The sequence below is a fragment of the Azospira sp. I09 genome, assembly GCF_009177135.1.
Lineage (GTDB): Bacteria > Pseudomonadota > Gammaproteobacteria > Burkholderiales > Rhodocyclaceae > Azospira > Azospira oryzae.
On record NZ_AP021845.1, the window covers coordinates 37336 to 58573 of the forward strand.

The 21238-nt window shown below is 60.4% G+C and carries 15 protein-coding genes and 2 riboswitches; of the genes, 8 read left to right on the forward strand and 7 right to left on the reverse strand.

What is annotated here, in order from left to right:
- Positions 1-54: 54 nt before the first annotated feature.
- On the forward strand, positions 55-3498 hold the full coding sequence (locus tag AZSP09_RS17850; RefSeq protein ID WP_152090965.1) for a pyruvate carboxylase: 3444 nt from the start codon (positions 55-57) through the stop codon (positions 3496-3498).
- The gene (locus AZSP09_RS17855; RefSeq protein WP_152090966.1) at positions 3495-4184 is read left to right on the forward strand and encodes a GntR family transcriptional regulator; all 690 of its coding nucleotides are present in this window, start codon (positions 3495-3497) and stop codon (positions 4182-4184) included. The genes AZSP09_RS17850 and AZSP09_RS17855 overlap by 4 nt, the downstream gene beginning before the upstream one ends.
- A 3-nt stretch (positions 4185-4187) precedes the next feature.
- Here the strand turns inward: AZSP09_RS17855 and AZSP09_RS17860 are convergent, their stop codons facing one another.
- Positions 4188-5099 carry a LysR family transcriptional regulator gene (locus tag AZSP09_RS17860; protein WP_152090967.1) on the reverse strand — a complete coding sequence of 304 codons (912 nt, stop codon included), beginning with the start codon at positions 5097-5099 and terminating at the stop codon, positions 4188-4190.
- Between the two features lie 84 nt (positions 5100-5183).
- On the opposite strand from AZSP09_RS17860, the gene metE reads away from it, so the two are divergent.
- From metE to folB, 3 genes are all read left to right on the forward strand, one after another.
- A complete protein-coding gene (gene metE, locus AZSP09_RS17865; RefSeq protein WP_442858687.1) occupies positions 5184-7487 on the forward strand; it encodes a 5-methyltetrahydropteroyltriglutamate--homocysteine S-methyltransferase in 2304 nt (767 codons plus the stop codon).
- Positions 7488-7582: 95 nt separating this feature from the next.
- Entirely contained in the window at positions 7583-8839 is a 1257-nt protein-coding gene (glyA, locus tag AZSP09_RS17870) for a serine hydroxymethyltransferase (RefSeq protein ID WP_152090968.1), read from the forward strand.
- Between the two features lie 59 nt (positions 8840-8898).
- Complete coding sequence (gene folB / locus AZSP09_RS17875; protein WP_172974824.1) at positions 8899-9270, forward strand: dihydroneopterin aldolase; 372 nt, start codon at positions 8899-8901, stop codon at positions 9268-9270.
- A 27-nt stretch (positions 9271-9297) separates the two neighbouring features.
- Here the strand turns inward: folB and AZSP09_RS17880 are convergent, their stop codons facing one another.
- The 6 genes from AZSP09_RS17880 to AZSP09_RS17905 are packed head-to-tail and all read right to left on the reverse strand — an operon-like array spanning position 9298 to position 14794.
- Positions 9298-9918 carry a hypothetical protein gene (locus tag AZSP09_RS17880; protein WP_152090970.1) on the reverse strand — a complete coding sequence of 207 codons (621 nt, stop codon included), beginning with the start codon at positions 9916-9918 and terminating at the stop codon, positions 9298-9300.
- Positions 9908-10435: an ATP--cob(I)alamin adenosyltransferase gene (locus tag AZSP09_RS17885; RefSeq protein ID WP_152090971.1), complete on the reverse strand. Its 528-nt coding sequence runs from the start codon at positions 10433-10435 to the stop codon at positions 9908-9910. Before AZSP09_RS17885 ends, AZSP09_RS17880 begins: the two co-directional genes overlap by 11 nt.
- Before the next feature lie 12 nt (positions 10436-10447).
- Positions 10448-11176 (reverse strand): ABC transporter ATP-binding protein, encoded by a 729-nt coding sequence (locus tag AZSP09_RS17890; RefSeq protein ID WP_152090972.1) that lies wholly within the window; start codon positions 11174-11176, stop codon positions 10448-10450.
- Positions 11167-12123: a FecCD family ABC transporter permease gene (locus tag AZSP09_RS17895; protein WP_442858688.1), complete on the reverse strand. Its 957-nt coding sequence runs from the start codon at positions 12121-12123 to the stop codon at positions 11167-11169. Before AZSP09_RS17895 ends, AZSP09_RS17890 begins: the two co-directional genes overlap by 10 nt.
- Positions 12124-12140: 17 nt before the next feature.
- Positions 12141-12917, reverse strand: coding sequence for an ABC transporter substrate-binding protein (locus AZSP09_RS17900; RefSeq protein ID WP_152090974.1), 777 nt, complete (start codon positions 12915-12917; stop codon positions 12141-12143).
- Between the two features lie 56 nt (positions 12918-12973).
- Complete coding sequence (locus AZSP09_RS17905) at positions 12974-14794, reverse strand: TonB-dependent receptor domain-containing protein (protein WP_152090975.1); 1821 nt, start codon at positions 14792-14794, stop codon at positions 12974-12976.
- Between the two features lie 108 nt (positions 14795-14902).
- Positions 14903-15110: riboswitch (cobalamin riboswitch) on the reverse strand.
- Positions 15111-15286: 176 nt separating this feature from the next.
- Positions 15287-15487: riboswitch (cobalamin riboswitch) on the forward strand.
- Between the two features lie 119 nt (positions 15488-15606).
- Between AZSP09_RS17905 and AZSP09_RS17910 the strand changes: the two genes are divergently transcribed.
- The 3 genes from AZSP09_RS17910 to AZSP09_RS17920 are packed head-to-tail and all read left to right on the forward strand — an operon-like array spanning position 15607 to position 21231.
- Complete coding sequence (locus tag AZSP09_RS17910; protein ID WP_232058922.1) at positions 15607-16413, forward strand: acyl-CoA thioesterase; 807 nt, start codon at positions 15607-15609, stop codon at positions 16411-16413.
- A gap of 25 nt (positions 16414-16438) precedes the next feature.
- Positions 16439-19195 (forward strand): ribonucleoside-diphosphate reductase subunit alpha, encoded by a 2757-nt coding sequence (locus tag AZSP09_RS17915; protein WP_152090976.1) that lies wholly within the window; start codon positions 16439-16441, stop codon positions 19193-19195.
- A complete protein-coding gene (locus AZSP09_RS17920; protein WP_152090977.1) occupies positions 19192-21231 on the forward strand; it encodes a ribonucleoside triphosphate reductase in 2040 nt (679 codons plus the stop codon). The genes AZSP09_RS17915 and AZSP09_RS17920 overlap by 4 nt, the downstream gene beginning before the upstream one ends.
- Positions 21232-21238: the final 7 nt, after the last annotated feature.

The window sequence follows — 21238 nt, forward strand, 5'->3', positions numbered from 1 at the left end:
ACGGGATGGCACACCACCCCGGCAGGGATCGTTTGTCCCGAAAGCGAGGTTACGATGAAGAAAATCCGAAGCATATTGGTTGCCAACCGCAGCGAAATCGCCATCCGCATCATGCGGGCGGCCGCTGAGCTGGGGATGCGTACGGTGGCGATCTACGCCAACGAGGACCGCTTCGCGCTCCATCGTTTCAAGGCGGACGAAAGCTACCTGGTCGGCGACGGCAAGAAGCCGATCGCCGCCTATCTCGACATCGCCGACATCATCCGCATCGCCAAGCAGGCCAAGGTGGATGCCATTCACCCCGGCTACGGCTTCCTGTCGGAAAATCCGGATTTCGCCGAGGCCTGTGCCCAGGCCGGCATTGTCTTCATCGGCCCTCGGCCGGCGGTGATGCGCGAACTCGGCAACAAGGTCGCCGCCCGTGCCCTGGCCGAAAAGGTCGGCGTGCCGGTGGTGCCGGCAACCGGTGCCCTGCCTTACGATGACGAAGCCTGCCGCAAGCTGGCTGCCGGCATCGGCTACCCGATCATGCTGAAAGCCAGTTGGGGCGGTGGCGGCCGTGGCATGCGGGCGATTAGCGACGAGAGCGAACTACTACCAGCCATCGAGGTGGCTCGCCGCGAAGCCGCTGCCGCCTTTGGCAATGACGAGGTCTACCTGGAAAGGATGGTGGTCCGTGCCCGCCATGTCGAGGTGCAGATCCTCGGCGACCTGTATGGCAACCGCGTACACCTCTTCGAGCGCGATTGCTCGGTGCAGCGGCGCAACCAGAAAGTGGTCGAACGCGCCCCGGCTCCCTACCTGACAGCGGAGCAGCGCGACGCCTTGTGCGCCGCCGCCTTGAAGCTCGCCGACGGTGTCGATTACACGCACGCCGGGACGGTCGAGTTCCTGATGGATGCCGACACCGGTGCCTTCTACTTCATCGAAGTCAATCCACGCATCCAGGTCGAGCATACCGTCACCGAGGAAGTCACCGGCGTGGACCTCGTCAAGGCGCAGATCGTCGTCAGCGAGGGGGGACACATCGGCCAGAGCGACTTCTTGCCGGCCCAGGCGGACATCCGCCTTGCCGGCCATGCCCTGCAATGCCGGGTCACCACTGAAGACCCGGAAAAGGGTTTCACGCCCGACTACGGCAAACTGGGTGCCTACCGGAGTGCCGCCGGCGCCGGTATCCGCCTCGATGCCGGAACCGCCTATACGGGCGCCATCATCACCCCTTATTACGACTCCTTGCTGGTCAAGGTCACCGCCCGCGGCCACGATGCCGACGAAGCCATCCGCCGCATGGACCGGGCGCTGCGCGAATTCCGCATCCGCGGCGTGTCGACCAACCTGGCCTTCCTGGAGAACGTCATCGGCCACCCGTCGTTCAGGAACGGCGAATGCACCACGCGCTTCATCGACACCACGCCGGAACTCTTCAATTTCAAGCCGCGCCGCGACCGGGCGACCCGCCTCCTGCGCTTCGTCGGTGACGTAACGGTCAACGGCAATCCGGAAATGAAGGGACGTACGAGACCGGCCTACCCGCTGAGCAAGCCGCAGTTACCCAAGGCCGAACTGAGCATTCTGCCCCTGCCGGGCAGTCGGGACCGACTGCAGGAACTGGGCGCCGACGGCTTCTCCCGTTGGATGCGCGAGCAGAAACGCGTGCTGCTTACCGATACGACGATGCGCGACGCGCATCAATCCCTCTTCGCCACCCGCATGCGCAGCGCCGATATGTTGGCCGTGGCGCCGCATTACGCCCGCCTGCTGCCCGACCTGTTTTCGCTCGAATGCTGGGGCGGCGCGACTTTCGACGTCGCCATGCGCTTTCTCAAGGAAGACCCGTGGCAGCGCCTCGATCGGTTGCGCGAGGCCGTCCCCAACGTCTTGTTCCAGATGCTGCTGCGCGCCTCCAACGCGGTCGGCTACACCAATTACGCCGACAACGTCGTGCGCCATTTCGTGCAGCAGGCAGCCGCTCACGGCATGGACATTTTCCGCGTCTTCGATTCCCTGAACTGGGTGGAGAACATGCGCGTCGCCATGGATGCGGTCATCGAGACCGGGGCCCTGTGCGAAGGCACCCTCTGCTATACCGGCGACCTGCACGACCCGGCCCGCAGCAAGTACCACCTGAAATACTACGTGGACATGGCCCGGCAACTGGAAAAGGCTGGCGCCCATATCCTTGGTATCAAGGACATGGCCGGCGTCTGCCGCCCGGCGGCGGCCCGGGCGTTGGTCAAGGCGCTGAAGGATGAAATCGGTCTGCCCATCCATTTCCATACCCACGACACCAGCGGCGGCGCCATCGCCACGGTGCTGGCAGCCGTCGAGGCCGGTGTCGATGCCGTGGATGGCGCGATGGACGCCATGAGCGGCCTGACCTCCCAGCCCAGCCTTGGTGCCATCGTTGCCGCCCTGGAGCATACCGAGCGCGACAGCGGCCTGACGCCTGGCCGCATCGCCCCGTTCTCGCGCTACTGGGAAGGTGTACGGCGCTACTACGCGCCCTTCGAAGCCGACATCCGTTCCGGCACCTCCGACGTCTATCGTCACGAAATGCCCGGCGGTCAATACACCAACCTGCGCGAGCAGGCTCGCTCGATGGGGCTCGATCACCGCTGGAACGAAGTGGCGCAAGCCTACGCCGACGCCAACCAGTTGTTCGGCGATATCGTCAAGGTGACGCCATCTTCCAAAGTCGTTGGCGATCTGGCGCTATGTATGGTGGCCAACGAACTGACACCGGAAGACGTCGCAAATCCGGACAAGGAAATCAGTTTCCCGGAGTCTGTCGTCGCCATGATGCGCGGCGAACTCGGTTACCCGGCCGACGGTTTTCCACCCGCCATCCAGGCGCGCATCCTCAAGGGCAAGACGCCCATCGAAGGCCGTGTCGGCGCCCACCTTGCTGCGGTCGACCTGGAAAGCGAGCGGAAAAAGGCCGAGAAGGCCGTCGGCCACCACATCGACGACACCAATCTAGCCAGTTGGCTGATGTATCCCAAGGTGTATACCGAATTTGCCGAGCACCGGCGCAAGTACGGCGACGTCTCCGTCCTGCCGACGTCGGTGTTCTTCTACGGCCTGGGCGAGAAGGATGAGATGGCGGTCGAGATCGAAGCCGGCAAGACCCTCGTCGTACGCCTGCTGGGCGAAAGCGAGGCGCCGGACGACGGCGATGTGAAGCTGTTCTTCGAACTTAACGGTCAGCCGCGCCCGATGCGCATCGCACGCGCCGGCCAACAGGCGACGAAACGTGCCCGGCCCAAGGCCGATGAAGGCAACACCGCCCATGTCGCGGCACCGATGCCCGGCATGATCGCGACCGTTGCCGTCAAGGCCGGGCAGAAGGTGACCAAGGGCAGCCCGCTGCTGTCGGTCGAGGCCATGAAGATGGAAACGGCGATTACGGCCGAACGGGATGCGACCGTTGTGCGTATCCATGTGGCCCCGGGCGACCGGGTCGATGCCAAGGATCTTATGTTGGAGTTGTCATGAACCAGGAAACCCCCATCGAAATCTTGCGCCCACGTATGCTTTACGAAGCCCTGGCGGATGCGATCCGCGAACAGATTTTCAAGCACGAACTCGCCCCGGGTGAGCCGCTTGACGAATTCCGGCTAGCGAAGCACTTCGTCGTCAGCCGGACCCCGATCCGCGAAGCGCTCAAGGTTCTGGCCAGCGAAGGTATTGTCGAATTACAAGCCCGGCGCGGCTGCTTCGTCGCTCGCCTGACTTGGGAAGACGTCCTCAAGCTGTTCGATCTGCTCGAATTGCTGGAGACCTTTGCCCTGCGCGAAGGAGTCAAAGCGCGTGCCCATTTTGAAATCGGCGACAGTCTTCAGCGGAGCCTGGGCGACGCCGCAGGCAATGCCTATCTGCCGGAGCTGTTTGAGCGCCTGGTCGGAAAACTCCGCCTCGCATTCGGCCCTTTGTTCGACAGTCCGGAAATGCAGGCTTCCGAGAGACTGTGGGCACAATTGAGCCAATCGATCAGCTCAGGAACGGATGTCGAGAATGCGCTGAATCAGCTATCCGCTCACTGCGAGTCAAGACGTGGCGTTGCTTATGGATTTTTTCTGCGGGCAGATCAGAGGCTTCAGGAAAGGCGAGGTAGCGCACTGATTGAGAAGCAAAGAAAACAAGCTGAACAAAGCGAGACTTTTAAGGCCGCTTTAATTTGAAATTCACTGCAAACGGGTGTGGAATTCCGCAAATTGCTTGGCCTGTTGAATAAACGCAGCCAAATAGTCGATTCCGCGCTCGCTTTCTCGGACGCCTAGAAATATCTGCTTGGCAACCCCCTGCTTACCTAGTTTTACCGCAACGACATCGAGCTTGCTGGCGTATTCCTCGACCAGCCAGCGCGGTAGCGCACTGACACCTCGGCCGCTGGCGACCATCTGCAGCAATATGTCGGTGGTTTCAATCGTCTTGTGACGTTTCGGGCCCACGCCGGCCGGCAACAGGAACAGGTTGTAGATGTCCAGACGCTCGATGGCAACCGGGTAAGTGATGAGCACTTCAGAGGTCAGGTCGGACGGTTCGATGAAGGCCTTTCGCGCCAGAGGATGCTGCTTGCTGACTACCAGCACCTGCTCGTAATCAAAGACGGGCTCGAAATACAGGCCTGGCTTGTAGAGCGGATCAGGCGTCACGAGCAAGTCGATCTCATAGGCAAACAAGGCGCCGATGCCGCCGAACTGGAATTTCTGTTTGACATCGACATCGACGTCGGGCCAAGCGGCAAGGTAGGGAGCGACAACCTTGAGTAGCCACTGGTAGCAGGGATGACATTCCATGCCGATGCGCAGGGTACCGCGTTCGCCTTGGGCGAATTGCCGCAGTCGCTCTTCAGCCAATGCCAATTGAGGGAGGACGCGTTTGGCGATTGCCAACAAATATTGACCGGCCTGGGTCAGGCGGAGGCTACGCCCTTCGCGCAGCCATATGTCCGTACCCAGTTGCTGTTCCAGCTTCTTGATGCTGTGGCTGAGCGCCGACTGAGTCAGGCAAAGGACATCGGCGGCAGCCGTCATCGAGCCCTGTTTTTCCACTTCCTGAATGATCGAGAGGTGGATTCGCTCCAAAGTATCCATGATCGTAGTTCATTGATTTCTGAAATAAGATCATTTTACCTCATTGATTCGTGTGGCTACGATGCCGCCACCTATTCGCTATTGATGGAGTCACCCATGACCAAGACACATACCCTCGGCTTTCCCCGCATGGGCGAGCAACGTGAACTGAAGTTCGCCCTTGAGCGCCATTGGCGCGGCGAGGTTTCCTCGGACGAACTGGAGGCGGTCGGCCGCCAGTTGCGTTCTCGCCACTGGCAACTCCAGCGCGACGCCGGCCTCGACTTCGTTACCGTTGGCGACTTCGCCTACTACGATCATGTCGCCAACCATATCCAGTTGCTCGGTTGCGAGCCCCCGCGCTTCGGCTTTTCCGGACAAGAAGCCCCGCTGGCCCGTTATTTCACCCTGGCTCGCGGCATTGCACGCGAAGCCGGGACTTCGGGCGAAGGCGTGCCGGCGCTGGAAATGACCAAGTGGTTCGACACCAACTACCACTACCTGGTCCCCGAATTCACCGCGGACACCACGTTCTCGCTCGCCGATGAACGTCTGTTCGCCGAAGTCGACGAAGCGCTGTCCCTCGGCCATTCGGTCAAGGCCGTCCTTCTTGGTCCGCTGAGTTTCCTTTGGCTGGGCAAGGAAAAAACCTCCGACTTTGAACGCCTCGGGCTGCTTGAGCGCCTGCTGCCGGTCTATGGGCAGATTCTTGCCCGTCTCAAAGCACAAGGCGTGCAGTGGGTTCAGATCGACGAGCCGATCCTCGGCCTGGATCTCCCCTCGAACTGGCGCCAGGCGTTCGAGCCCACCTATGCCCAACTGGCGGGCGCCGGGGTCTCCTTGCTGCTGGCCACCTATTTTTCCCCCTTGCAGGAAAACCTCGGTCTGGCTTGCCGCTTGCCGGTGCAAGGCTTGCACGTCGATGGTATCCGCGCCGCGAGCGAGGTGGCAGCGGTTGCCGATTGGCTGCCGACGCACAAGGTTCTGTCGCTCGGCGTCGTCGATGGCCGGAATATCTGGCGCACCGATCTCGATGCCACATTGAAGCTGCTGCGTGCCCTGCGCGAACTGCGTGGGCATGACCTGTGGCTGGCGCCGTCATGCTCCTTGTTACATGTCCCGTTCAGCGTAGCCGGTGAACAGGGCCTGGATGAGGAGTTGCGTAGCTGGCTGGCCTTTGCGATGGAGAAGATTGGGGAGTTGAGCATTCTGAAGCAAGCCTTAGCCGGGGAGCCAACTGCCGAGCACGCCCTGGCATTGTCCCGCCAGGCTATCCAGTCGCGCCGCGCCAGCCCCCGTGTCAATAATCCGGCGGTCGCCGAGCGTCTGGCCGCCCTGCCGGCCGCCGCCGATCGCCGTCACTCGGCCTTCGCCGCCCGTCAGGCTGCCCAGCGCCAGCGCTTTGGCCTGCCGCTGCTGCCGACGACGACCATCGGGTCCTTCCCGCAGACCGCCGAAATCCGCGCTGCCCGTGCCGCTTTCAAACGCGGCGAACTTTCCACGGTCGACTACGAAAAAGCGATGAAAAAGGAAATCGCTCATGCCGTCGCCGAGCAGGAGAAACTGGACATCGACGTGCCGGTGCACGGCGAAGCCGAGCGCAACGACATGGTCGAGTATTTCGGCGAGCAACTGGCTGGCTTCTGCTTCACCGGCAATGGCTGGGTCCAGTCCTACGGCTCTCGCTGCGTCAAGCCGCCGATCATCTTCGGCGACGTGTCGCGCCCGACCCCGATGACCGTGGCCTGGAGCACCTATGCCCAGAGCCTGACGCAAAAGCCGATGAAGGGCATGTTGACCGGTCCGATCACCATCCTGCAATGGTCCTTCGTGCGCGACGACCAGCCACGCTCGACCACCGCCGCGCAGATCGCGCTGGCCATCCGCGACGAGGTCTGCGACCTGGAAAAGGCCGGCATCGGCATCATCCAGATCGACGAGCCGGCGATCCGCGAAGGCCTGCCGCTGCGCCGCGAAGCCTGGCGCGACTACCTGGCCTGGGCGACCCGCGCTTTCCGTCTGTCCGCCTCCGGTGTGGCCGACGACACGCAGATCCACACCCACATGTGCTATTCGGAGTTCAACGACATCCTGCCGGAAATCGCTGCCATGGACGCCGACGTCATCACCATCGAAACCAGCCGTTCCGACATGGAATTGCTCGACGCCTTCGGCAAATTCAAGTACCCGAACGAGATTGGCCCCGGCGTCTACGACATCCACTCGCCGCGCGTGCCTTCGACCGAAGAAATGCTGCGCCTGCTGAAAAAGGCTTTGGAGACGATTCCCGCCGGCAACCTGTGGGTCAATCCGGACTGCGGCCTGAAGACCCGCGGCTGGCCGGAAACCACCGCCGCCCTGCGGAACATGGTCGACGCCACCAAGACCTTGCGCGCCGAACTTGCCTGATTCCCAGCCGCCGCATCTGTCGGCGCGGCGGCTGTGGAAACCTACTCATCCCACTATCCCGGCACAGCCCGGGATAGCTCCTTTGAGGACACGCCATGTATCACCGCAGCATTCTGGTCGAACAGAGCGACCCTGATCTGTTCGCCGCCATCCAGGCCGAGCATCGCCGCCAGGAAGAGCACATCGAGCTGATCGCCAGCGAAAACTACGCCTCGCCGGCCGTCATGTGGGCCCAGGGAACCCAACTGACCAACAAGTACGCCGAAGGCTATCCCGGCAAGCGCTACTACGGCGGCTGCGAATTCGTCGATGTTGCCGAGCAGTTGGCCATCGACCGCGTCAAGCAGCTATTCGGAGCGAATGAACACAACTACGCAGCCAACGTCCAGCCCCACTGCGGCGCCTCCGCCAACGAGGCCGTTTTCCTCGCCTTCCTCAAGCCCGGCGATACCATCATGGGCATGAACCTGGCCGAAGGCGGCCACCTGACCCACGGCATGGCGCTGAACATGTCCGGCAAGTGGTTCAACGTCGTGAGCTACGGTCTCAATGCCCAGGAGGAACTGGATTACGAAGCGATGGAGGACAAGGCTCGCACGCACAAGCCGAAGCTGATCATCGCTGGCGCCTCGGCCTACGCGCTGCGCATCGACTTCGCGCGCTTCGCTCGTATCACCAAGGAAATCGGCGCCATCTTCATGGTGGACATGGCGCATTACGCCGGTCTGATCGCGGCCGGCGTCTATCCCAACCCTGTGCCGCATGCCGACGTGGTCACCAGCACAACGCACAAGAGCCTGCGCGGCCCCCGTGGCGGCTTCATCCTGATGAAGGCCGAGCACGAAAAGGCCATCAACAGCGCCATCTTCCCCGGCCTGCAGGGCGGCCCGCTGATGCACGTCATCGCCGCCAAGGCCATGGCCTTCAAGGAAGCGCTGTCGCCCGAGTTCAAGGCTTACCAGCAGCAGGTGGTGAAGAATGCGCAGATCGTCGCCGAAACTTTGACCCAGCGCGGCCTGCGTATCGTCAGCGGCCGCACCGAGAGCCATGTGATGCTGGTCGATCTGCGCAGCAAGGGTCTGACCGGAAAGGAAGCCGAGGCTGTCCTCGGACAGGCGCACATGACCATCAACAAGAACGCCATTCCCAACGATCCGGAAAAGCCCATGGTCACCAGTGGCGTGCGTATCGGCACCCCGGCCATGACCACGCGCGGGTTTAGGAACGAGGAAGCCTGCCAGACCGCACACCTGATTGCCGACGTGCTCGACAATCCGTACGACGAAGGCAACCTGGCGGCAGTGCGCGTCAAGGTGGCCGAGTTGACGCGGCGATTTCCTGTTTACCGTTGAGTTGCATCAACCGCATCCGGCAATGCTGACGTTGTCGGATGCTTTTTCGGAATCCCTGTATGCGCACCGTTGTTTCAGTCCAAGGCCTGCAAATCTATGGCTATCACGGCCTCTGTGACGAAGAGCGAAGCCTGGGACAAAAGTTTCTTTTCACCATCCGATGCCAACTCGCCGACGTTCGGAGCCATCTGGATGACCGGCTCGATCACTCCGTCGGTTATGACGTTCTGGCGAGAGACGTATCGGGCATCTCTGAATCCAAGAAATTTCGCACCCTCGAAGCCTTGGCGGAAACGATCGCTCGGGCTTTGCTCGTCGCACATCCTGCTATCGAAACTATCGAAGTCCATGTTTCGAAGGTCAGCCCTCCCATGGCACACCATGTGGATTCCGCTACAGTTGCGGTGACACTTGCGCGCAGCGAACTGTAGCGCCGAGATACGCAACTTGATTTTTACCTAAGGACTCGTTGAATCGTCCCGACCGTAGCGTGCGGTCTCTGCCAGGGCCTGATCCACTTGGGATTGCGCCAGTCCCCGCAGGCGATAAATCTGTGCGAGGCAAGACCAAGCCTGAGCACGTTTTTCATCAGTATCCAAAGCTGGCATGACGCCAACTAGAAGCTGGCCTGTAGATTTTAACAATTTTCGGTGCAGCCCCCAGGCTTCACCACGCATCGGCAGCCGCAAGCGCAACGCCAAGGCAATCGTGGCTTCTGCGACCGCAAGGCTTTTCTTTGCTGCAGGCAAGACATTGCTCTTTAGCAACTTCTGATACAAATCGACGGCCAGCTCAGCCTGGCTGCTACCAACCGCTACTTCGATGGCTGCCAAGAGATCTTCGTCCACAACCTCTTGGAGCAGTTGTTCAAGCCAATGGCGAACCTGCTTGGTTCTCCCCATGGACAGGCAGGTCTGGGCCACAATCAGGCATAGTCGCGGGAACCGAATTTCTTCCGATTCTGTGGCCATCTGCTTCAGCATTTCATCCAATCGGCCCGTGGGCGTACCAGCAATCAGAGACGCCCTGACGGTCTCCGAAAATTTCTGTGCATCGAAGGGAAGAGGTTTATCGGCCATAACTCTTGCTGACAAACGGGATTTCGTCGATGCCGCGTCGCTTGTTGATCACCAGTGTCAGCACGAAGAAAAAGTTGCACATCAGGTTGCACATCCTGGGCAGAACCATGGGAATGTCCTTTCCCTCCTGCTCGATACGCACCATGAGACGAACCGCTTTCTTGGCCGCCGAGCGGGCGTGGTGTAACTGTGGAATTGGCTGTATTCCCCGGGGCAGGACGAAGCTTTCGAGCCTGTCGCGCACTTCCTCATGGTAATGGTGCAGACGCTCTTGTAGCCACGCCAGGTCGCCCTCCTCGATGGCGAGGCGACCGCGAATCGAGCCATTAACGTGAAACGCCAATGGCTGAACCCGATCCAGGTCCGCCGCAATGTCGGGCATGTCAGGGGGTAGCAGGGAGTAGGCTGCACCGATGTGGCCACAGAGTTCGTCGGTGACTACCTCGAAATCGCAGAGGTTCGAGGTTTCGTAAATGAAGGGATAGCAGAGTTCATCGCGGTTGCGGCCAGGTTTCATGTATTTCTCTCCTCATTTCGTGGTGATGACTGGAGGCTGGGCCGCCAAATCGACATGGACCGGCACCTGAAAAACTTCCGTCAGTCCATCTTCGGTCAGCACTTCCGCAGGCGTACCGAAAGCGTAAATCCTGCCGTTTGCCATCAAGCAGAGGCGGTCGCAGTAGCGAGCCGCCAGGCCGAAATCATGGATTGCCAGCACAACGCCATGACCAAGGTCTGCGTAGGACCTTAGCGTTTCCATGACGCTGCGCTGGTAGAACAGATCGAGGCTTGCAATCGGCTCGTCGGCGAGCAGCAGGCGGGGGCAACCTGCCAGTACCCTGGCCAGCCAAACGCGAGCTTGTTCACCGCCGGAGAGACAGTCCACTTTCCGTTTGCGGAATTGGCTGACGCCGGCCTGATTCATCGCCTCGTTAACCACTGAGGCCTCGCAATCCCCCCAGGGTAGCCGCCCAAGGCTGACCACATCTTCGACGCTCAGCGACCACGCGCTGTCGCACGATTGGGGAAGCAGTCCGATGTTTCTTGCTCGCTGACGAGGAGCCATCTCCCCAATTTCCTGACCTTCAAAGAAGCACTCACCGGAGTACGGCAGCAGGCCTGCCAAGCAATGAAGCAGGGTCGATTTCCCTGAGCCGTTCGGGCCGATGACGCCGAGTACTTCACCGGTATCCAGTGAGAAATCAATGTCGGCGAGCCGTGGCGGCAGGGACAGGTTGCGAACGTCGATCAGAGCCATCGTTGTCGCTCCTTCCAGATCAACCAGATGAAGAGCGGTGTGCCGAGCAGTGAGGTCAGCACGCCCAACTTGATCTCCCGCCCCGGGGGCAGCAGGCGAACGCAGATGTCGGCGAGTCCGACCAGCATTGCTCCAAACAGCGCCGAAGGCAGCAGCAAGCGGTCGGGGCGGTGGCCAACCAATGGACGAATGAGATGCGGGACGAGGAGACCCACGAAACCTATATTGCCGGCAATCGCTACCGACGCTCCAACCAGCAGTGCGGTACCGAGGATGATGAGACGACTCCCTTGGGCGAAGGCCAGTCCCATGCTCTGAGCGACTTGTTCGCCGAGGCTGAGGGCAACCAGCAGGTTACGTTGTCGCCAGATCAGGATGCCGCCAAGCAGCAGCGCCGGCAACAGGAAGCCCAGGTGCTTCAGGCTACGTTCCGAAACCGAGCCCAATAGCCAGAACACCAGTTCCTGCATGGCGAAGGGATTGGGTGCGAAATTCAGCACGGTGGCCAGCGCAGCGCCGGTCAGGGTCGATATGGCCAACCCGGCCATGATGACCATGGACGAGCGGGCTGAACCGGCAAGGCTAAGCATGAGGAGCAACGCGACTCCGGCCCCAAGCAGACCGGCCAAGGCCGGCGCAACTTCGCCAGCAGCGGGAAACAGCCCGAAATAGAAAACTGCAGCGGCCCCCAGTGCAGCGCCCTGGCTGGCGCCGGTCAGGCCGGGGTCGGCAAGCGGGTTGCGCAACAGTCCCTGCAGCGCCGCCCCGCTGAGTCCCAGAGAAGCGCCAACCGCCAGGGACAGTAGCGTACGCGGCAGGCGAATTTCCCCGATAACCATGGCTGCAGGACTATTGATTCCTTGCATCCAGTCGCCCAATCCCGCGAGGACGGCGACTGGCGTCGGTCCGGTCGCCAAGGACAAGAAGGCCACGCCAATTAAGGCCATGAGAGAAAGCGGGAAAATCACTGGCGCCACCGATTTAGTTGCCCCACCAGTTCCCATGTCCAGGGACCCGGACACTGCCAGCGCCAGTAGTCGGTGGTCAGCCAGCGTTCTCGTGGCACGGCTTGCCGCAACACAGGATGTTCCGCAAAGCGATTCGCCAAGGCCTTGCTGGCGGGGGCCGCCCATAGGATGGCATCGGGTGGATCGGTCACGATGTTTTCCAGATCCAGGCGCAGATAGCCCTCATCGCGCAGGTAGTTGGTCCAGCCTGCCCGCTCCAGGATACCGTCTTCAAATGTGCCACGGCCAGTACCGATGCCGTTGGCTCCGAGCAACAGCAATCGCTTCGGATGAACATGCGACTTCACAGGAGAAGGCGGGAGACTGGCAAGGGAAAGAGGTTTGCCAAGTAGGGACAAAAGCTGTTTTTCGTACTCGCTGACAGCTTCCAGATTGCTTGGGAGAGGCAGTATCTCGACACGAAATCCGAGGGTTTTCAGGCGGCTGCGCAGTTGTGGTGCGTTATATTGGCCGGTGATTACCAGATCCGGCTTTAATTCGACGATTCGCTCAAGCGTACCGTCGTGGGTTGGCCAGCCTTTATCCAGCCAGGCCACGGGGTATTGGCGATGCATCGGCGAGAGCGCCGCGACTTGGCTGCGATCGGCATAACGAGCCAACATCCAGTCCGTGCAAAGATCTAGCGAAATCACACGTTGCGCTGAATACACCTTGCCCGAAGAGAAAATCTCGATCCACGCCCAAAGGAACAGAGTGGAAACCGTCCGCAACATGATGGGGCTCCAACAACGGGAGTACCGGCTGACATTCAGCCGGTACTGTCCTGTTGTTACTGCGGCGTGTAGCGGATACCGACGAAGGCATTGAACCCAAGGGTGTTATAGCCTTGTGCCAGTTCGTAGTTCTTGTCGAACAGGTTGTTGACACGTCCTTCCACGGACAACGTCTTGTTAATGGCATAGCGAGCGGTCAAATTAACTAAACCATAGCCCCCCATCCGTCCCGTTTCGGTATTGGTGTTGTACCGGCTCCCGGCACCAACCAGTTCGACGCCGGTTTCCAGCGGCCCCCAGGTCTTGGAGAGGCCGACCAGCGCTTTGTTCTTGGCTCGACGCCCAAGCTGGAATCCAGTGTCCTCGTCAATGGCATTCAACCAGTCATAGGCAGCGTGTACGCCCCAATCGCCAAACCTGGCGTTGTAGTCAAGCGTTACGCCCTCCAGCTTTGCCCGTGAGACGTTCTGGTACTTGAAGGTAGAGGCTGACCAGTCGATCATGTTTTCGACACGATTGTGGTAATAGGTTGCCGACGCTGTCTGGTTTCCAGTTTCCCATACCACTGCGGCCTCGGCGTTCTTACCCTCTTCAGGCTTCAGTTTCGCATTGCCAGACCATTGGTCATAAAGCTGGTAAAGCGACGGTGCCTTGAATGAGGTGCCATAGCTGCCTTGCAGTCTCCATTGCTGAGTCAACTGGTAGCCATAGGCCAAGGCATAAGTCCCCTTGTTGCCAAACTGGGAATGATCGTCGTTACGTCCGCTGATTTGCCAGCGGTGCTGCTCGTAATTGGCATTCCAGCCGGCGAAAATAGCATTGTTGGTAATGGAGTCATCGCCAGTAAAACTGTCCTTCGGGGAAGCCTTTTGAGCCAAGTGCTCAGCACCCAGCAAAGCCTTGCCAAGAGGAAGTGCAATATCGTTTTGCCAACTCAGCAGACTGTTTTCCGTTTTCAGGACACTTCCCTGAGGAGCCCAGGATGCGTAGTTCTTTTGCCAATCAGTCGTCTGACCATACTGGAGCTTGCTGGTCCAGTTTTCCGTGATGCGATTGCGGGAGAATAGCTGCCATTGCTCGGTTCGGAAATCGACGTAATCATCAAAGGTGCCGTTCGCCGGGACATTCCCGCTGTCGTAATGGGTACGCCCTTCGTTTTGGCGATAAACGAACCCAATTTCATGGCCTTGCGCGGGGAGGAAGGACAAAGAAGCGGCCCCGCCAGTGTTGCGATAGGGGTCCTTGTCGGCATCACGATTGGTGGCATTTTTCTGTGCAGAAACACTGTCGGTAGATGCCTGGTTGGCTTCAAGGCGGAAACGCCATTGTTCATTGCCGCCGGAAACACCGGCGTTGGCTTGGAAAGTGTTTTGAGTGCCGTAACCAATAAATCCATCAGCCTTCAGACCCGGGGTGCCTTGGCGCGTAAAAATCTGGATGACGCCGCCGATAGCATCGGCTCCGTACATAGTGGAGCCGGGGCCGCGCAGAATTTCGATGCGCTCGACGTTGGCAAGGGGGATGTAGCGTAGGGGCGACCCAGCCAAATCGATCGAGTTGATGGGCAGACCATCGACCAGAATCTTGGTTTGGTCAGGACGGGCCCCCCGCATATAGAGACTGGCAGTGGTACCAGGTCCGCCGCTGGTAGCAACCTGGATACCGGACTGGCGGGACAGCAGGTCAATCACCGTACTTGCCGCATTACGCTCAATCTCTTCGCGGTCGATGACAGTTACGTTTGCCAGAACTTCGGAAACACGGGTTTCCTGACGGGTGGCAGTGACAACAACTGGATCAAGTGCCTGCTGAGCGTAAAGATCACCAACAAACAATAGCGGCAGCAACGCTGCCAGAGGCTTTAGGCGGGTATGCATTGTTTTCCCCTCTCCGACAGGCGTCCCCGCATGCCGGCGTATATGAATAAACAGTGCGAGGGGAAATAACAGGCCACAACAACAGCCGGTGCCACCTCCCCGTAGCACTTTCGCTTGTTGTCGCAGGCCGGTCTCCGGGCTCGCAAGTCTTGACGCGCCGCCTTCCCAGGATGAACCCAGTGGCATTGTGGCGCGCCCGCACTCGCTTACCGTTGCGGGGGCAGCAGCGGGTTAGTCTCGCAAGGAGACGCACCGCTTTCCCGTTTAACCGCGACCAACGAACGTTGGCCGCAGCACCTGAAACGGATCAATTATACATTATTACAGCCTGCCGCCGCCAACTCCCACTGCTCCTGTTAATGAGCGAAGGAGTACGTGGTCATGCTTGGAGTCACTTAAAGCCAAAGTTCACAACATACTATATGTAGTGCCAATCTAATTTTTGTTGACTAGATATAGTAGATACCCCTTGACAGAGCATTCCCCAAAAACTAGACTTTCAAGCATCGAAGGTTCCCCTACGAGGGATTAAAAAGGGAACCCGGTGCCCGGCCGATGGCTGGAAACCCGGGACTGCCCCCGCAACTGTAATCGGCGAGCGCTTCGCCAAACGATGCCACTGGGTTTTCCGGGAAGGCTGGAGAAGCGCGATGACCCGAGAGTCAGGAGACCTGCCCCGATATGTCTTTTTTTCAATTGGGGCGGGGTGTCCCTGACGTGAGGTTGAACATGCGTGTTCCGCAAACTGTCGCTGCTGTCTTGGCTCTAGGGCCAGGGTATGCCATCCCCGCTCGTCACAGCGGAGATGGCAGTTGGCAAGCGAAACCCCCCTTCCTGTAGCAGACGACGTTTCCCAACTCTCCGGCCTGTTCAGGCTCGTTGACGTTGTTTTTCCTGGCCAGGCGAACCACCACGGTACGCTTTTTGGCGGGGCTGCGCTGGCCATGATGGACAAGTTTGCCTTTGTCATGGCCAGCCGCTTTCTCCGACGAACAGTGGTGACGGCGGCACTCTCAGAAACAGATTTTCGCGCACCTGTGCCCGTCGGGCACTTGGCCGAGGTTGACGGAAAAATCGTTAAAGCCGGACGCCGGTCTGTGGAGATCGAGGCCGAACTGGTGGCCGAAGACATGCTGACGGGGAAACGCACCTCCTGCCTATCCGGTCGTTTCGTGATGGTCGGGCAGGAAGGCGATGCGGTTGCCGAGCCGGTGCGGCTACTTCAGTCCGATGATGATCCTCGTGTTGTTCGCGTCGTCGAAATCGTGTTTCCAGGACAAACCGATCATCGCGGCATTCTGCACGGCGGTTTCGCGTTGGACTGGCTGGGCAAGGCCGCACTTGTGGCCGCTAGCCGCCGGGCACGGCAGTCCGTCGTGATGGCGTCGAGCAAGACGCTCGATTTTGTGGCGCCAGCGCGCGTCGGGGACATCGTCGAAACCACGGCCCGCGTCACGGCGATCGGACGGACCTCGCTGACGGTTTCCACCGCCATGACCGCCGAATGCCCGCAGGCCGGTGAGCAGCGCCTATGCACCCGCACCGACTTCGTCTTCGTTGCCGTCGATGACGATGGCCACCCAATTCCCTTACCCCCGGAATCTTCAACCTCTTTCTAGCAATTCCCCTCCTAAGGACGTAACCATGGACCGAGACAAATTCGATTTTTCCATTGCAGCCCTGCAAGTCATTCGCCGCAACGGCGCCGTCGTTCCCTTCGACCCGGAAAAAATTACCGTCGCCCTCACTAAGGCCTTCCTGGCAGTTGAAGGCAGCCAAAGCGCAGTGTCGTCTCGGGTGCGCGAAGTGGTGACCCAACTTACCGATACGGTGCTCCGCTCTCTCACCCGTCGCCTACCCGACGGCGGCTCCGTGCATATCGAGGACATCCAGGATCAGGTCGAACTGGCGCTGATGCGTTCCGGCGAACACGACGTGGCTCGCGCCTATGTGCTTTACCGGGAACGGCGGGCGACCGAGCGGGCAGAGCAGTCCTCACAACTCGCTGAGGCGCACGGAATAACGCTGCACGTCATGATTCATGGCGAACGCCGCCCACTCGACACCGCAGCCTTGCTCAAAATCTGCGAAGCCGCTTGTGCTGGCATCTCCGGCGAGATTTCCGCGCAACTGATTCTCGACCACGCCCTGAAGAACCTCTACGACGGCGTGAGCATGGCCGATGTGCAACAGGCGCTGATTCTCTCAGCGCGCACGCTGATTGAACGCGAACCGGGCTACGATTTCGCCACTGCTCGCTTGCTGCTGGCCAGCCTGGTCACCGAAATCTTCGGCCACCCAGTGGCACCCGAGGCCCTACAGCAAACCTATGCAGAATACCTGCCGACCTTCATCCAGAAAGGGATCGGCGCCGAACTGCTCGACCCGCGCCTGAAGAGCTATGACTTGGAGCGCTTGGCGGCGGCCCTGAAGCCCGAACGAGATAAGCTGTTCGGCTATCTCGGCTTGCAGACGCTGTATGACCGCTATTTTCTGCACATCGAAGGCAAGCGCATCGAGCTACCGCAAATCTTCTTCATGCGCGTCGCCATGGGCCTGGCTTTGAACGAAATCGATCGAGAAGCCCGTGCCATCGAGTTCTACGATCTGATTTCCAGCTTCGATTTCATGTGCTCGACGCCCACCCTGTTCAACAGCGGTACGCTGCACTCGCAGCTCTCGTCGTGCTACCTGACCACGGTAGCCGACGACCTGGAAGGCATCTATCAGTCGATCAAGGAAAATGCGCTGCTACAGAAATACGCCGGCGGCCTCGGCAACGACTGGACGCCAGTACGCGCCCTGGGTAGCCGCATCAAGGGCACCAACGGGCAGAGTCAGGGCGTCATTCCCTTCCTGAAAGTGGTGAACGACACGGCGGTGGCGGTGAACCAGGGCGGCAAACGCAAGGGCGCCGTCTGCGCCTACCTGGAAACCTGGCACCTCGACATCGAGGAATTCCTCGATCTCCGGAAGAACACTGGTGACGAACGCCGTCGCACGCACGACATGAACACCGCCAACTGGATTCCCGACCTCTTCATGAAGCGGGTGCATGAGAATGCCGAGTGGACCCTGTTCTCGCCAGTCGATGTGCCGGACCTGCACGACAAGTTCGGAGGCGAGTTCGAAGCGGCCTATGTCGCCTACGAGGCTAAGGCCACCGCCGGCCAGCTCAAGCTACACAAGAAGATTCCGGCGGTGCAACTGTGGCGCAAGATGCTGACCATGCTGTTCGAAACCGGGCACCCGTGGATTACCTTCAAGGATGCCTGCAATCTGCGCTCCCCGCAGCAGCATGTCGGTGTCGTGCATAGCTCCAACCTGTGCACCGAAATCACCCTGAACACCTCGGATTCGGAAACGGCCGTCTGCAACCTGGGCTCGGTCAACCTGCTCGCCCACCTGAAAGATGGCGAACTTGACCAGGCCAAGCTGGCGAAGACCATCCAGACGGCTATGCGCATGCTGGACAACGTCGTCGACATCAACTTCTACGCTACGCCCAAGGCGCGCAACGCCAACCTGCGCCACCGCCCGGTTGGCCTGGGCATCATGGGTTTCGCCGACTGCCTGTATGCCCTAGGTTTGCCCTACGCCTCGCAGGATGCCGTCGACTTCGCTGACCGCAGCATGGAAGCCGTCTGCTACCAGGCCTACTGGGCCTCGACCGAACTGGCGAAAGAACGCGGCAGATACTCGAGCTTCACCGGCAGCTTGTGGGACCAGGACATCTTGCCCTTGGATTCCCTTGCGCTCTTGCAGAAAGAGCGCGGCGGTTACCTCGAATTGAACACCGACAGCCGCCTGGACTGGGACGCTCTGAGCAAACGCATCAAGCAGTACGGCATGCGCAACTCGAACTGCGTGGCTATCGCGCCGACAGCGACCATTTCCAACATCATCGGCGTATCGGCCAGCATCGAGCCAACGTATCAGAACATCTACGTCAAATCGAACCTGTCCGGCGAATTTACCGTGGTCAACGAAGCGCTGGTACGCGATCTCAAAGCGCTCGACCTGTGGGATGAAGTGATGGTCGCCGACCTCAAATATTTCGATGGCTCGCTGGCCCGCATCGATCGCGTACCGGAGCAGTTGAAGGCGCGCTACGCGACAGCTTTTGAAATCGACCCCAAATGGCTCATCGAGGCCGCTGCCCGCCGTCAAAAATGGATTGACCAGGCCCAGTCGCTCAACCTCTACCTGGCGCTGCCGTCCGGCAAGAAACTCGACGAACTGTACAAGCTCGCCTGGGTCCGTGGCCTGAAGACGACCTACTACCTGCGCACGCTCGGTGCCAGCCAGGCCGAGAAGGCCGGTGGGCGGGATGATTCGGTGGTTCAAGAAGAACCCAAGTTCTGCTCCATTGACAATCCTGACTGCGAGGCCTGCCAATGAACCTGACCGAATCCCTCCCTTCCGCGCTGCGTCCGCTCGCGCCGGCCTTGCCGACCCGCGTCGTCCGCCGCGACGGTTCCGATGTGCCTTTCGAGGCACGGCGAATTGCCTCGGCTCTGGCGCGCGCCGGAGCCGCCAGCAGCGAGTTCGACGACGACGAGGCCGAGCTCCTCGCCGCTCGCGTCCTCAAGGTGCTGCGCCATCGCCATGGCGGCTCGGCGCCGACTATCGAGCAGATCCAGGACATCGTCGAGCAGACATTGGTCGATGCCAATCACCTGGCCACCTTCCGCGCCTACGTCGCCTACCGCGACCAGCACCGCCGGTTGCGCGAGGATCGGCGGACCTTGGTCGATGTCGCGGCTGCCATCGACGAGTACGTCGACCGCGCCGACTGGCGGGTGCGGGCCAACGCCAACCAGGGCTATTCGCTGGGCGGGCTGATCCTCAACGTCTCCGGCAAGGTCGTCGCCAACTACTGGCTGTCCCACGTCTATCCACCAGAAATCGGCCAAGCCCACCGTGATGCCGACATCCACATCCACGACCTCGACATGCTGTCCGGCTACTGTGCCGGCTGGTCGCTGCGCCAGGTGCTGTACGAGGGTTTCAACGGCGTGCCCGGCAAACCGGAAGCCGACCCGCCGAAACACTTCTCCAGCGCCCTCGGGCAGATGGTGAATTTCCTCGGCACTTTGCAGAACGAGTGGGCCGGTGCGCAGGCCTTCAGTTCTTTCGACACCTATCTGGCGCCCTTCGTCAGAAAGGATGGCCTGTCCTTCGAGCAGGTGCGCCAAGGCATGCAGGAGTTCATCTACAACCTCAACGTGCCATCCCGTTGGGGAACGCAGACGCCCTTCACCAATCTGACCTTCGACTGGGTTTGCCCGCAGGATCTGCGCGAACAGGTGCCGGTTATCGGCGGCCAAGAGATGCCCTTCGCCTACGGCGAGCTGCAGGCTGAGATGGACCTGATCAACCGCGCCTACATCGAGGTGATGACAGCTGGCGACCGGCGGGGCCGGGCCTTCACCTTCCCCATCCCGACTTACAACATCACCGAGGATTTCCCGTGGGAGTCGGAGAACGCCGAGCGGTTGTTCGCGATGACCGCCAAGTACGGCCTGCCCTACTTCCAGAATTTCCTCAACTCGGACATGAAGCCGAACCACGTGCGCTCAATGTGCTGCCGCCTGCAGCTCGACCTGCGCGAACTGCTGAAGCGCGGTAACGGCCTCTTCGGTTCCGCCGAGCAGACCGGCTCCATCGGTGTGGTGACCATCAACTGCGCCCGCCTCGGCCATCTCCATGCCGGCGACGAGGCGGCGCTGATGGCCCGCGTCGACCGCCTCGCCGACATGGCCCGCGACAGCCTGGAGATCAAGCGTAAGGTCGTCCAGGGGCTGATGGACGCCGGGCTTTTCCCTTACACCAAGCGTTACCTCGGCACCCTGCGCAACCATTTCTCGACCATCGGTGTAAACGGCATTAACGAAATGGTGCGTAACTTCACCGGCGGCAGGGCCGACATCACCCATCCCGAAGGTCATGCCCTGGCCCTGCGCCTCCTCGACCGCCTGCGCGACAAAATGCGCGACTACCAGGAGTCCACTGGCAATCTCTACAACCTGGAAGCGACGCCGGCCGAAGGCACTACCTACCGTTTTGCCAAGGAAGACAAGAAGCGCTGGCCCGCGATTATTCAGGCCGGCACCGCCGAGAAGCCGTACTACACCAACTCCTCGCAGCTGCCGGTGGGCTTCACCGACGACCCCTTCGAGGCACTGATGCGGCAGGACGAACTGCAGACCCGCTACACAGGTGGCACCGTGCTGCACCTGTATATGCGGGAGCGCATTTCTACCCCGGCCGCTTGCCGACAACTGGTACGCACAGCCCTCTCCCGCTTCCGCCTGCCCTACATCACGGTGACGCCGACCTTCTCGATCTGCCCGAAGCACGGCTATCTCGCCGGCGAGCACGAGTTCTGCCCGAAGTGCGACGAGGAACTGCTTGCCCGGCGCACCGCCCATTGATTCACCC

What these genes read in the sequence shown, in the direction of transcription:
- AZSP09_RS17850 (WP_152090965.1), top strand. Translation starts at nt 55, where the DNA reads ATGAAGAAAATCCGAAGCATATTGGTTGCCAACCGCAGCGAAATCGCC.
- AZSP09_RS17855 (WP_152090966.1), top strand. Translation starts at nt 3,495, where the DNA reads ATGAACCAGGAAACCCCCATCGAAATCTTGCGCCCACGTATGCTTTAC.
- AZSP09_RS17860 (WP_152090967.1), bottom strand. Translation starts at nt 5,099, where the DNA reads ATGGATACTTTGGAGCGAATCCACCTCTCGATCATTCAGGAAGTGGAA.
- metE (WP_442858687.1), top strand. Translation starts at nt 5,184, where the DNA reads ATGGAGTCACCCATGACCAAGACACATACCCTCGGCTTTCCCCGCATG.
- glyA (WP_152090968.1), top strand. Translation starts at nt 7,583, where the DNA reads ATGTATCACCGCAGCATTCTGGTCGAACAGAGCGACCCTGATCTGTTC.
- folB (WP_172974824.1), top strand. Translation starts at nt 8,899, where the DNA reads ATGCGCACCGTTGTTTCAGTCCAAGGCCTGCAAATCTATGGCTATCAC.
- AZSP09_RS17880 (WP_152090970.1), bottom strand. Translation starts at nt 9,918, where the DNA reads ATGGCCGATAAACCTCTTCCCTTCGATGCACAGAAATTTTCGGAGACC.
- AZSP09_RS17885 (WP_152090971.1), bottom strand. Translation starts at nt 10,435, where the DNA reads ATGAAACCTGGCCGCAACCGCGATGAACTCTGCTATCCCTTCATTTAC.
- AZSP09_RS17890 (WP_152090972.1), bottom strand. Translation starts at nt 11,176, where the DNA reads ATGGCTCTGATCGACGTTCGCAACCTGTCCCTGCCGCCACGGCTCGCC.
- AZSP09_RS17895 (WP_442858688.1), bottom strand. Translation starts at nt 12,123, where the DNA reads ATGGCCTTAATTGGCGTGGCCTTCTTGTCCTTGGCGACCGGACCGACG.
- AZSP09_RS17900 (WP_152090974.1), bottom strand. Translation starts at nt 12,917, where the DNA reads ATGTTGCGGACGGTTTCCACTCTGTTCCTTTGGGCGTGGATCGAGATT.
- AZSP09_RS17905 (WP_152090975.1), bottom strand. Translation starts at nt 14,794, where the DNA reads ATGCATACCCGCCTAAAGCCTCTGGCAGCGTTGCTGCCGCTATTGTTT.
- AZSP09_RS17915 (WP_152090976.1), top strand. Translation starts at nt 16,439, where the DNA reads ATGGACCGAGACAAATTCGATTTTTCCATTGCAGCCCTGCAAGTCATT.
- AZSP09_RS17920 (WP_152090977.1), top strand. Translation starts at nt 19,192, where the DNA reads ATGAACCTGACCGAATCCCTCCCTTCCGCGCTGCGTCCGCTCGCGCCG.